Origin of the sequence: Streptomyces rubrogriseus (assembly GCF_027947575.1) — a bacterium.
GTDB lineage: Bacteria > Actinomycetota > Actinomycetes > Streptomycetales > Streptomycetaceae > Streptomyces > Streptomyces rubrogriseus.
Genome location: NZ_CP116256.1, coordinates 6,560,797 through 6,572,912, shown reverse-complemented (window position 1 = coordinate 6,572,912; position 12,116 = coordinate 6,560,797). Strand labels below are relative to the sequence as shown.

Here is a 12,116-nt window from a genome sequence, read left to right as displayed (position 1 = left end):
GGTGAGAGCGTGGCGGCTGGGGCGGACGTTGCCGTTCGCACACGCCCGAAGGCCCGCGCCGTCGAGGACGGGGCGGGCCTTCGGAGGTGGTGGGGCTACTGCTGGGGCGGGGACGGAGGGGGCGTCTGCCCCTGCTGCGGCTGTTGCTGCGGCTGCGGCTGCCCTGGTTGTCCCGGCTGTCCCGGTTGCGGATATCCGTAACCGGGCTGGGCGTAGGGCTGGTTGTAGCCGGGCTGGGGGTACGGCTGCTGTTGTCCGGGCCCGGGCTGCGGCGGGTACGGCTGGCCCGGCACGGGCTGTCCGGGCTGCGGCGGCATCGGCTGGCCCTGCTGCGGCGGCATCTGCTGGCCGGGAATGGGCTGCCCCGGCATGGGCTGGCCCGGCATGGGCTGCGCCGGCATCTGCTGTCCCGGCATGGGCGGGGCGGCGACCGGCGGCGGGTTGCCGTCGGACGTCCACAGGCCGTGCGACTGCTGGTGGCGGACGAAGTCCTCGGCGACCATGGCCGCGAGGTTAAAGTACGCCTCCCGCACCTTCGGCCGCATCATGTCGAGGTCGACCTCGGCTCCGGCGGACAGGTGCTCGTCGAACGGGACCACGACGACACCCCGGCAGCGGGTCTGGAAGTGCCCCACGATGTCGTCGACCTTGATCATCTTTCCGGTCTCACGGACCCCGGAGATGACCGTGATGGACCGCGAGACGAGGTCGGCGTACCCGTGCGCCGACAGCCAGTCCAGGGTCGTACTGGCGCTGCTCGCACCGTCCACGGAAGGCGTCGAGATGATGATGAGCTGGTCGGCGAGGTCGAGCACGCCGCGCATGGCGCTGTAGAGGAGACCGGTGCCCGAGTCGGTGAGGATGATCGGGTACTGCTGACCGAGCACGTCGATCGCGCGCCGGTAGTCCTCGTCGTTGAAGGTCGTGGACACGGCCGGGTCGACGTCGTTGGCGATGATCTCCAGACCGGACGAGGCCTGCGAGGTGAACCGCCTGATGTCCATGTACGAGTTGAGATACGGGATCGCCTGGACGAGGTCCCGGATGGTGGCCCCGGTCTCCCGGCGCACCCGTCGGCCGAGCGTACCGGCGTCCGGGTTGGCGTCGATCGCGAGGATCTTGTCCTGCCGCTCCGTGGCGAGCGTGGAGCCCAGCGCGGTGGTGGTGGTCGTCTTGCCGACACCGCCCTTGAGGCTGATGACGGCGATGCGGTAGCAGGACAGCACCGGGGTGCGGATCAGGTCCAGCTTCCGCTGCCGCTCGGCCTCCTCCTTCTTGCCGCCCAGCTTGAACCGCGAACCACCGGCCGCCGGACGGCTGCTCTTCGCCTTCTGCCGCTTGTTGTTCACCAGCCGGTCGGACGACAGCTCCACGGCCGCCGTGTAACCGAGCGGCGCCGCCCCCGGATTGGTGGCCTGCCGCTGGTCGTGCTGCATCGGCTGCGGCCAGGCGGCCCCGAGACGGGGATCGGCGGGCTGCTGGTACGGCTGGGGCTGCGGTTGCGGGTGGTGTTGCTGTGGCTGCTGTGCCTGCGGCTGGTACTCAGGCTGCTGGGTAGGGGGCGCCTGGGGCGTGTGGGGCGCCGCCTGCGGTGCGTTGGGAGCCTGACCGGGCTGACCGGGCTGACCGGGGTGATCGGGCTGACCAGGCTGCATCGGCTGGGCGGGCGGAGCCTGGCCGCCGCCCTGAGCCTGCGGCGCCTGCTGCTGCGGCACACCGGGATACGGCTGCTGCGGCGACGGCCCGTGCGGCGCCTGCGGGAAGCCGTATCCGCCGGGCGGCTGGACGGGGGAGTGGGGCTGAGGCTGGGGCTGCGGGGCCTGCGCACCGGGCTGCGGGAATCCGTAGCCCGGCTGAGGCGCGGGCGGCGCGTCCCACCCGGCGGGCGCCGGCTGCGGAGCCTGCGGCTGGAAGGGAGGCTGCTGCGCCGCTGCGCCCGGCTGCTCGGGAGGCGCGGGCGCGGTCTGGGGCTGTGTCGGCGGCTGGGGCTGTGCGGGCCACTGGTGGGCCGCCGCCGGCGCGACCGGCGGGTACGACGGAGGCAGCGGTGGCATCCCCTCGGGCGCGGGGGGCGTCGCGTCCTGCGGAACGGAGTCCTGCGGCACGCTGTCGGCAGGCGGCGCGGCGTCGTCGGGCACCGCGTCCACGGGCACGTCCTCCGCCGGGACGCGGTCCTCGGGCTCGTCGGCGCGCTGCTCGGCGGACTCGGACTCGGACTCGGCGACGGCCGCCAGGACGACCGGCTCGGGCTCCGGCTCCGGCTCGGCGTCGGGGGCCGACCCACCGAGGCGGGGGTCGGTCACGTCGCCGTACCCGCCACCGGACACCGCGTCGGGAGCCTCGTCCGAGACCGACGCGAAGTCGGACTCCGTGTCGACGTCAGTTTCGGCGTCGGCGTCGGCGTCGGCATCGGTATCGGTATCGGCGTCACTGAAGCCCGTGCTCACGAAGGACTCGTCCGGCGTGTCACGGACCTCGTCGGTACCGGCCGCCGGGCCTTCCCCGGCGGTGTCCTCCGCGGCGGCCCGCTCGGCGAGCTGGCGCTTGAGGGCGACGGAGGAGAAGCGCATGGTCGCGCCGCTTTCCAGGTCGCCGTTGTCGAGGTCGCCGGTGTCGGGCTCGGGGTCGGGTTCAGGCTCGGCCGCTGCCTCGGGCTCCTCGGCGGGCGGCGGCGGAGCGGGAGCCTGGAGCTGGAACCCGCCGGCCGGGAACGTCGGCAGGGCCGTGGGAGACGCGAGCCCCGCTTCAGGCGCCGGGTCGGCCACGGCCTCGGGCTCCGGCGTCCGAACCTCCGGCTCCGACTCGGGCTCCGGCGGCACGGACTGCTGCGCCGGCGAAGGCGACGGCTGCGGCTCGAACCCGCTCCCCACCGGCAGCTTGGGCAACCCGGCTAGCCCCCGCTCGGCGGCGCGGGCGGAGTGAACGGCGCACCCGGCCCAGGCGGCGGAGGCGGCGTGAACGCGGCCCCGGAGCCGGCGCCGGGGGCGGGGGCGTGAAGGGCGCGCCCGGGGCGGGAGCCGGCCCGGAGGAAGCTCCATGTGGCGTCGCGTGCGGCGGCGGAGTCAGCCCCGGCAACGGCGGAACCGGACCACGAGGCGCGGGCGGAGCCGTCGGAGCGGAAGCCGGGGGAGAACCGGCCGAACCGGCGGGCGGATCGGCCCCCTCACCCTCCCCCTGCCCACCGTCACCGGACGCGTTCTGCGTGTACCAGGCGGGCGGCGCGTAGTCGATGGTGAACTCACCGGTCGTCTCGACGGAGGACTCCGCGTCGGGTTGGTCATCGCCGGGTGTAGCCCAGCCCCCGCGGATCCCGTCCCGATCGCTGCTCACAGTTCCTCCTGGTGTGGTCGAGCACCCTCATGCCGTGCTGGGGCGACCCTTGCTTGTCATTCGAAATTGTCCGAGGTCGTCCGATCCACCGGTTCTCCCCCTGAGACGCCGACGCCCGCTCACGGGTTCTGCCGTCGCGCCCGACACCAGCCTAATCATCGCGAGCCTCGCCCCGGCAGCCCCCGCCCTCGCCCGAAGGCCCGCCCATGGCGTCACGGTCGGCTCGAGAACACCGCGGACGTTGCGTGTTCGCGGGATTTTCATGGGACATCCACGGACAAGTCAGGTGGTCTCCGGCTCGTGCCGCCACTCCTGTCGCTTCATCCGCCCACTCTCGTACGGATGATGACCCGATCCGTGATCACCCGCTTCCATCGAGTGACGGCGAGGCTGGCATAGTTGGAGACGATCTCCGTCGTCCCACCGCAGGAATTCTCTGGGAAACGTCGGAATTCCCCTGAACCAGGAAGAGGCCACGAGTGAGCTTCGGCCCGCCCCCGTCGATGTCCCAAAGCCCCGCACCCGCGGCGGGACCCTTCGAGGCTCGGACTGCGCACGGTGACGCCGGAGGACCGGGACCCAAGCGTTCCCGCAAGCTGCTGATGGGGCTCCTCGCGGTCGTCCTCACGGGGGCGCTGGGCACCGGCGGTTGGTTGCTGTGGGGGCGCGACAGTGCGGGCTCGCAGGCGTCCGAGAGGACACGGCCCGAGGTGGGCCGGGGCCCGCTCGACGTCCGCGACACGGTCGAGGAGCGGCCGGCGAGCAGCAACGGCACGATGGCCTTCCGGTTCTCGGTCGACGACATGAAGCCCGGCGAGCACGTGGAGATGCCCGGGATGTGGGCCACGGACCGCATCCTCGCCAAAGGCATCAACAAGACCCTCGTCGGCATGAGTATCGGCACCGATGCCGCACCCGGCGACGAGAAGTGGCGGCTCGCGCTCGACGGCCCGATCTGCGGTTACACCCGCGAGGTCACCGGAGACAATCGCACCGCTGTGCTCTTCCGGGCGAACGACTGGGCGGACGAGGCCCTCTGCAACCAGGTGGCCTTCGTCGACCTCGACGACGGCCGCCTGCTCTGGCAGAACCGATTCTCCGTCTCCCAGCTGGGGCGCGAGTCGAGCGACGCCACGGGCACCGAGAAGGACCGCCCCGGGGTGGCCCTCGCGCACGGCACGGTCGCCGTCACCTGGGGCGGCGGCACCATTGGCTACGACATGAAGGACGGGGCCACCCGTTGGTCCACGGCGACCACCGCGCCCTGCCAGGACATGGGGGTCGTCGGCGGCCGAGGGCTGATCGTCCGGGAGTACTGCTGGAACGGTGACCCCGGTTCCGCCGGATCCTGGCGGGACGTCACGTACAGGCTGCGGAAGCTGGACCTCGCCACGGGCGCCGCCCTGTGGACGTACACCGCCGCCGAGGGCATCCGCAGCCTCCATGTGCCCTCCGTCGCCCCCACGGTCGTCGCCGTGTCCGCCGGTGACACCGGGATCACCGACCTCATCTCCCTCGACGACCAGGGCCACAACCGGGCCACCATCAGTCTCCGCAACGGCGCCTATGTCGCCGAATGCTCGGACACCGAATACCTCATGATCGACGACTGCCCGACCATCGCCGTCGGAAAGGAACAGGTCTTCATCCGCAGCAAGGACCAACTCGAGAAGCAGACGTACAACTGGATCATCGGCTTCGACCTCGCCACGGGGGACACGACCAAGAAGTTCGACTCCGGCCCCGGTGCCCTGCTCCAACCGGTGCGCATGAGCGGCGACCGCCTTCTGGCTCTGCGCCTGAGCGACGACCACATCGCGCCGAACGCACTCGTCGCTCTGGATCCGCGGACGGACGAGGAGGTGCCGTTCCTCTACTTCGGACTGCCGAGTGAGGCACAGTTGATGACAATGACGGACCAGAACGACATCGTCGTCCAGAACGGGCGACTCTTCTTCGGAGTCAAGTCCGCGAACGGGCCCGCCGACGGCAAGAAGAAGCAGTGGAGCTACCTCGTACTCGGCATCGGCAGCGGTGCACCACAGAAGTCCTGACCGGCCGGCCCGGAGAGACCGGTGCGGCACCCGGTGATCAGTCCATCCGGCGCGGCGTACCCAGCAGCCCGGTCTCCCCGTCCGTGGGCTGCGTCATCACGTACTGGCGGTCCCGGTCCGCACACCAGAGGGTCATGCCGTCGGCGAGCGTCGGCAAGGACTCCGTCTCGGTCCGGGAGAGCGCCAGGACGCGTCCCAGCTCCGCGGCCTCGTCCGGCGACACCCGCTGAACACCCGTCAGACGTGCCTGACGCATGAGCCGCGGAGCGACCGGGCTGAGATACGGCAACAGCGTGAGCACCGACTGCCAGGGGCCGGAGGCGACGCGCCCACGCGGCGGCCGCATACCGCAGTCCCGCACCACCAGCACCGGCGTGCCCGCCGACGCGCCCTGCGGCGGCACCCGCCCGACGTCGTACACCGCCAAGCCGTTCTGCCCCCCGCCCATGGCGTGGACCAACTGCACCCACGCCTGGGGCCGCCCCGTCTCCACCGCGACCCGCGCGCCAGTCGCGGCGGCGCGCAGGGCGATCACCTGAGCGGTCCACAGACCGGCGATGAGAACCACGTCGTACGGAGTGGGTCTGTTCACGCCGAGCACCGCGGGGCGGCCCTCCGCGTCCACACCGATGACGACACCGTCGTCACCGAGAGGCAGCGCGAGCGCGTCCAGCTGCGCGGCCGGGACCGTGTGGGCGCCATGCCGCGGGCCCAGCAGCCCGAAACCCTTCAGAAAGCGCCGGGGGTCGCGGCGTGTGCCCGGCGAAGAACCCGTCCCGGGCTCGCTCCGCGCCCTCCCGTCCGCGCCGTCGGCCGGCAGGGTGGAGAGAGAACTCATCGCGTGCCTCCCAGGGGCAGCGTGGCCAGGACGCCGGGCAACTGCTCACGGTCGAGCCGGGCCAGTCCGGTGCCCGACCGCCGGGCGGCGTCCTGCAGCGCCCGCCGAGCGGCCACCAGTTCGTCGTCACTGCGGCCGGTCACCCGCAGATGCCCGCGCACCGACACTTCCTGTCCGTCCTGCGACAGACGGAGACTGAAGGTGGTCGCCAGCGCCGGTACCGACGTGACATCGGCCACGAACTGCGGCAGCGAGGAGGACTGATCGCCGCCGAATTGGGGCCACCGGCGAATCCAGTAGGTGGTGTGCCGGCGGTTGTCGCATCGCCAGCTGCGCGCCGACTCGCGGGTGCGCGGCTGGCGCTGCTCGGTGCGTCCGGCCTCTGCGGTCACCAGCGGATTGGCACACATGGAGGTGGCGAGGGCCGTGACCAGTTCCTCCTCCCGGAGAACGGTGGTGCGGAAGCCGGCCCCGGTGAGTCTGCTGGCCAGGTGGTGGGCAGCGCGCGCCACACACTTCTGAGCTCCGAAGAGCCCGCCCCCGCGTGCCGCCACGGCCTCCGGGCACAACTCCGGGTCCAGTTTCAGAGCGACCCAGGTGAGGCGTACGGCTGGTGTGCCCGTCCGTTCCTGCAACGGGGCGTAGTTGGCGACCGCCACCGACTGCCGCGGCAGGTGCAGCGCGGGCGCCGGCTGGGTGTGGAGCACGATCTGTGCCGACTCGAGCCGGATTCCGTCGACCGCCAGGGCGTCGCGCACGATTCCCAGCGGCAACGGCTGCCGGCTCCGTTCAGCCCGCAGAGCGGTGGCGTCCGCCTCGACCTGGACGACGGCCGTGACGAATGTGCCGTCCCCGACGATGCCCACCGGCCGCCGGTCGTTTGCCCCACAGGAGTAGGTGCGCAGCGCGGGCTCGCACTCGAGGGCCGGCACCAGAGCCGGCTCCGTCCCGGGCGGGATCGCCAGGGCACCGGCTCGCCTGAGCCGGTGCCGCAGTCCCCGTGCGGTGGACAACCAGTCGGGGACCGACCGGCCCCGGCGGCGGGCGAAGGCGATCAGTACCAGCGCGACGGCGAGCAGGGCAGCCGGCACCATGGCCACCCTGCCCACGATCCAGCCGACGAGCAGGGCGGCCAGGGCGAGTTCCACCAGCAGCAGCCGTTGCAACCTGGACGACGTGCCCTGCCCGGGACGTGTTCTCAGGTGTGCGGTGCTCGGGGCCCGCGTCCGGCCGCGGTTTCGCGTACGTGTCCCGGAAGCCATCATTCAGTTCCCCCGAATCTGCCGAGCCGGCAGCTGCAATATGGGTGGCGCGCGCGGCTCTTGAAGACCCGAACACCCTACCCGCCGATCATCGCGGCGCCGTCAGCAGGCATAGTAGGGGTCGGTCTGTCAGTACGGGGTGGACGAGGTGATCGTCCCTGACCGGCACGGGGAGAGACGGTCATTCATGGCATCACGGCGGGACGAGCTCAACGCCTACACGTTCGCGAAGCGGCGCCTGCTGGCAGCATTCCTTCAGCCGTCACCTTCGGGAACGGAGGAGGGCGCCCCCAAACCGTTGCGCACGGTGGTGCCGAGTCTGGTCGCCGGGGCACTGACCCTGGCCGTCTTCGGAGCCTGGGGCATGTTCCGGCCGACCGCCCCGTCCGGCTGGGACGAACCCGGTGCACGAGTCATCGTGGGCAAGCAGTCGACCACGCGATATGTCGTTCTCAAGACGGACGGCGACACCCGTCTGCACCCCGTGCTGAACCTGGCCTCCGCCCGGCTGCTCATGAAGGACGGCACCTACGAGGTCGTCCAGGTGGGCGACGACGTCCTCGACTCGGGGGAGATCCCGCGCGGCCCGATCCTGGGCATCCCGTACGCGCCCGACCGGCTGCCCGCGCCCGAAGAGGCAGGCCGGGCCAAACGCTGGGCCGTCTGTGAACAGCCCGGCGGCAAGGGGGAGACGGTTCAGGAGGCGACGTTCGTCCTCGCCTCGCAGGAGGCGGCGAAGACGGAGGGCGCCGGTCGGCTGAAGGGCGGCGACACTCTGTACGTGGCCACCCGCACGGGCGAGCGATACCTGGTCGACGCCGAGGGCAGCTCCTACCTTGTCACCGGCACCGAGTCCGATGCGCTCACCACCGCACTCGTAGGCTCTCGCAAGCCGCAGCTCGTCACCAACGAGTGGCTCGCGACGCTCCATAAGGGTGATCCGATCCGCTTCCCCCGGCTGCCGCCCGCCATCGGCACCCCGGCGGGCGTGTCCGGCGCCCTGTCGGCGCAGGAGAACAAGGTGGGCACGGTCCTGAAGACGGAGACCGGGGAGGGGACGAAGTACTACGTCGTCCTGCCGGGCAAGGTACAGCCGATCACCGAGTTCACCGCCTGGCTCCTGATCACCTCGCCGCAGACGGCCACGTTGAACATGAACGGCGAGGCCCGCACCGTGGGCCTGCAGGACTTCACCGCGGAACCCGACCCCTTCGAGGGCCAGCCGGACGACTGGCCCCGTCAACGCGTCCACCAGGTCAACTCCGCCGCCGCCGGGACGGGGCGCGACACGGTGTGCAGCGTCCTCAGAAAGGTGGACACGGAGGGCGACACCACCCTCAGCACCTGGGCCGGACAGCAGTACCCGGCCGAGATCACCTCCGACGGCACGAGCACGCACGTCACTCCGGGCACAGGTCTGCTGTACACCCAGATCCAGGGCACCGGCACGGACTCGGGTTCACTGTTCCTCGTCACCGACACCGGCCTGAGGTACGCCGTGCAGGCCAACGGGGACAGCGACGCGGACAGGTCGGACATCGGTGCCGACGGCCGGAAGAGCACATCGGACGGCAGCCCGGAGCCCAGCGAGGCACAGGTGAAGCTCGGCTACGAGAACGTACGCCCGGCGAAGGTGCCGCTGGCGTGGTCGGAGTTCCTGGCCAAGGGGCCGCGGCTGGACACCAACAGCGCCCGACAGCCGCAGGGTTCCTGACCACACCGGTTCGACGACCGGCTTCAGGACCCCAGAACCGCAGTGCCGAGGACAGGAAAGACGAGGAAGACGTGCAGCAGCCGCCGACGAAGGCACCCACGCTGGCCGCCGCCGCGCTGCTGACGGCGCTGAGCACGTGCCCGCCGGGCGCGCTGATCGCGCACTCCGCGGTGGACACGCGGGCGCCTCTCCGGCTGGCCGGCAGCGGCTCGTGCACGTTCCCCAGCGAGCAACAGTTCAAGGCCCGGCCCTGGCCGCTCCAGCGGGTCCTGCTCGACGAGCTGTGGCAGGGCACGCGCAAGGGCAAGGGCGTACGCGTCGCGGTGATCGACACCGGCGTGGACGACGACAACCCCCAGTTGACCGACGCCGTGGACAAGGCCGCCGGACTCGACCTGCTCACCAAGGGCAAAGGTGGCGACCCGACCCACGACGAAGTGGGCCACGGCACCAAGGTCGCCGGCATCATCGCCGCCCGCCCGGCCGAGGGAACGGGATTCGTGGGGCTGGCGCCGGGCGCCACCGTCATTCCCGTCCGCCAGAACGACGCGGACAGCAGCGGCGACTCGGACTCGATGGCCGCGGCCATCAGACACGCGGTCACCAAGGGCGCCGACGTCGTCAACATCTCCCAGGACACCACCAAGCCCCTGGCCGCCACCTCCGAGCTGGCCGAAGCGGTACGCGAGGCCCTCGCCCAGGGCGTCGTCGTCGTGGCCTCCGCAGGCAACGACGGCTTGGACGGCAAGACCAAGGACACTTACCCCGCCGCCTTCGAGGGTGTCCTCGCCGTGGCCTCCTCGGACCGCAACAACGAGCGTGCCGCGTTCTCCCAGCCCGGCGACTTCGTCGGCGTGGCCGCACCCGGCGTCGACATCGTCTCCACGGTCCCCGGCGGCGGCCAGTGCACGGACAGCGGCACCAGCTTCTCGGCCCCGTTCGTCGCCGGGGTGGCGGCCCTCCTGAAAGAGAAGTACCCCGACTGGACCCCGGCCCAGATCGTGACCCGAATCGAGCAGACGGCCGAGCGCTCGGTCAACGGACACGACGACTTCGTGGGCTGGGGAGTGGTCGATCCCGTCCGCGCGGTCCAGGAGGCGGACTCCGGTGCGCCCCCTTCGTCTCCGACCCCCGACCCGGGCGTGAGGAGCGCCGAGGCACCGGACGTGGCACCGTTCTCCCTGGCCGAGACCCCCGAGGAACGCGATCGCCGGTACGCCGTCTACGGCCTGTCCGTCGGAGGCGTCCTCGTCGTGCTCATCTCGGGTACGGCCGTGGTCCTGCGAGACCTGCGGCGCCGCCGGAGTCCGTGATCGCGGGGCGGCGGCGCGAGCACCGGTGTCACTCGGCGACGACGCCCCCGTCGCCCGGCGCCGGCTCTAGGTCGAACTCCCCGTCCCGCGCACCCAGGACGAAAGCCCGCCACTCCGCCTCGGTGTACCGCAGCACCGTCTCCGGGTCCAGCGACGACCGCATGGCCACGGCTCCGTCGGGCAGGTAGGCGATCTCCACCCGCTCCTCGTGTTCCTCCGTCCCCGGCGCGCTGTGCCACTCCACACCCGAGATGTCGAGTGCGTACAGCTCGTCCCGCTCGCGCTCCTTGCGGGCTTTGACGTCCTCGTCCGGCACCTGGGCCATGGCGGAGGTGTCCTTTCAGGCGGCTTACCAACGATCCCCGACAACCTTACTGGCCCTGCCACGGCCTCGGTGGCGGAAGCAGCCGACCGCCACTGGCGCCCGGCCACCCTGCCCCCGAACTGCCCTGATGACACTCCGCCGTTGGAACCTGCGGATCAAGTGACTAGAGTAATCGCGGGTGTCACGTGCATGCGTGGTGCCGGCACGGGGGCGGTGCGACGTTGCGACCACGCGTCGCGCGGGAGCCGGAGCGGTTCTTGCCCGCCAGGAGAGCCCGGACATCGGTCCGGGCGGACCCGTCACGGTGGTGAAAGCCACCAGTGCTTCAGAGGAGGGGCAAGAGACCATGAGCGTCGATTACAGCGACCAGGACCTGACAGACCTCGCTGACAAGATCCGCACCTTCCACACGGATGTGAGCAGCCGGGTGACGTCGCTCAACGCCGTCGTGGACATGATTCAGGGAGGCTGGCAGGGCGCCGCGGGCAAGGAGTTCGACTCCGTTCAGCGCGGTGTGAACCAGCACCTCAAGAAGTTGCAGGACAACCTCGTCGACCTCGAAGAGGTCATGCGCATGAGCGTCAAGGGCTTCACCCAGCACGAGCAGGACCGGGTCTCGGAGATCCGCAAAGTGGACAATTCCTACCAGGTGACCAGCCGCATCACCGACCTCGCCTGACCCGCAGCGCCGTACGCAACCGAGGAGAACCGGACAGTGAGCGTCAATTACGACCGCACAGCCGTCAACTACGACACGGTCACCCAGGCCGCCATCGACGTGCGCAAGACGACCAGGGAGCTTTCCGAGGGCCTGGAGACCCTCATGCGCAAGGTCGCGGCCGTCGCCGAGACGTGGCAGGGCGAGGCGAAGAGCGCCTACGGCGAGATCCAGCGCAGCAGCGCCACGGAGATGGACCAGATGTGCCAGAAGCTGGCCCGCATCGCCCAGCTCCTGGACGATTCGGTCATCGGCTACCAGGACACGGACAAGGGCAACGCGGCCCGCTTCCGCATGCTGATGGGCTGAGGCCCCCACACTGCCGGACTGAGGGGAAGGCGGCTCGGGCCGCTTCCCGTATGCGCGCTTCACCACGCACCGGTTCACAAAGCCGCTGTCGCGTTCCACGGTAAGCGTGTGTGATCTTTTGGCGCATGCGTGCGAACGGGGGCGCACCAGCATGGTGACAACCAGTGAAGTCGGCACGGCTGTACCGGAGAGACCACGGCGGCAGCCGGACGACACGGAGGGCCTGGCGAAGACTGCGCAACGGGCGATGGAC

Annotated in this window: 10 protein-coding genes; 5 read left to right on the top strand and 5 right to left on the bottom strand. The window is 71.1% G+C overall.

Translation table 11 applies throughout. From position 1 onward, the window contains the following. Window positions 1–95: 95 nt before the first annotated feature. The gene (locus tag Sru02f_RS29465; protein ID WP_373103602.1) at window positions 96–2,765 is read right to left on the bottom strand and encodes a MinD/ParA family ATP-binding protein; all 2,670 of its coding nucleotides are present in this window, start codon (window positions 2,763–2,765) and stop codon (window positions 96–98) included. After that, window positions 2,746–3,330, bottom strand: a complete 585-nt coding sequence (locus Sru02f_RS29460; RefSeq protein ID WP_373103600.1) for an SCO5717 family growth-regulating ATPase — start codon at window positions 3,328–3,330, stop codon at window positions 2,746–2,748. The genes Sru02f_RS29465 and Sru02f_RS29460 overlap by 20 nt, the downstream gene beginning before the upstream one ends. Window positions 3,331–3,932: 602 nt before the next feature. Between Sru02f_RS29460 and Sru02f_RS29455 the strand changes: the two genes are divergently transcribed. Next, window positions 3,933–5,384: an outer membrane protein assembly factor BamB family protein gene (locus Sru02f_RS29455; RefSeq protein ID WP_244941942.1), complete on the top strand. Its 1,452-nt coding sequence runs from the start codon at window positions 3,933–3,935 to the stop codon at window positions 5,382–5,384. Between the two features lie 37 nt (window positions 5,385–5,421). On the opposite strand, the gene Sru02f_RS29450 is transcribed toward Sru02f_RS29455, so the two are convergent. Together Sru02f_RS29450 and eccE are read right to left on the bottom strand one after the other, a co-directional pair. Continuing rightward, window positions 5,422–6,222 (bottom strand): hypothetical protein, encoded by an 801-nt coding sequence (locus Sru02f_RS29450; RefSeq protein ID WP_109035901.1) that lies wholly within the window; start codon window positions 6,220–6,222, stop codon window positions 5,422–5,424. Then, entirely contained in the window at window positions 6,219–7,484 is a 1,266-nt protein-coding gene (eccE, locus tag Sru02f_RS29445; RefSeq protein ID WP_373103597.1) for a type VII secretion protein EccE, read from the bottom strand. The genes Sru02f_RS29450 and eccE overlap by 4 nt, the downstream gene beginning before the upstream one ends. 187 nt (window positions 7,485–7,671) lie before the next feature. On the opposite strand from eccE, the gene eccB reads away from it, so the two are divergent. Both eccB and mycP read left to right on the top strand, forming a co-directional pair. Continuing rightward, window positions 7,672–9,198, top strand: a complete 1,527-nt coding sequence (gene eccB / locus Sru02f_RS29440; protein ID WP_109035897.1) for a type VII secretion protein EccB — start codon at window positions 7,672–7,674, stop codon at window positions 9,196–9,198. A gap of 71 nt (window positions 9,199–9,269) precedes the next feature. Continuing rightward, window positions 9,270–10,511 (top strand): type VII secretion-associated serine protease mycosin, encoded by a 1,242-nt coding sequence (gene mycP / locus Sru02f_RS29435; RefSeq protein WP_109035895.1) that lies wholly within the window; start codon window positions 9,270–9,272, stop codon window positions 10,509–10,511. Between the two features lie 28 nt (window positions 10,512–10,539). Here the strand turns inward: mycP and Sru02f_RS29430 are convergent, their stop codons facing one another. Next, on the bottom strand, window positions 10,540–10,836 hold the full coding sequence (locus Sru02f_RS29430; RefSeq protein ID WP_011030415.1) for a DUF397 domain-containing protein: 297 nt from the start codon (window positions 10,834–10,836) through the stop codon (window positions 10,540–10,542). 346 nt (window positions 10,837–11,182) lie between these two features. On the opposite strand from Sru02f_RS29430, the gene Sru02f_RS29425 reads away from it, so the two are divergent. Together Sru02f_RS29425 and Sru02f_RS29420 are read left to right on the top strand one after the other, a co-directional pair. Continuing rightward, window positions 11,183–11,515, top strand: a complete 333-nt coding sequence (locus Sru02f_RS29425) for a WXG100 family type VII secretion target (protein ID WP_161270240.1) — start codon at window positions 11,183–11,185, stop codon at window positions 11,513–11,515. Between the two features lie 36 nt (window positions 11,516–11,551). Beyond that, window positions 11,552–11,863 carry a WXG100 family type VII secretion target gene (locus tag Sru02f_RS29420; protein ID WP_109035891.1) on the top strand — a complete coding sequence of 104 codons (312 nt, stop codon included), beginning with the start codon at window positions 11,552–11,554 and terminating at the stop codon, window positions 11,861–11,863. Window positions 11,864–12,116: the final 253 nt, after the last annotated feature.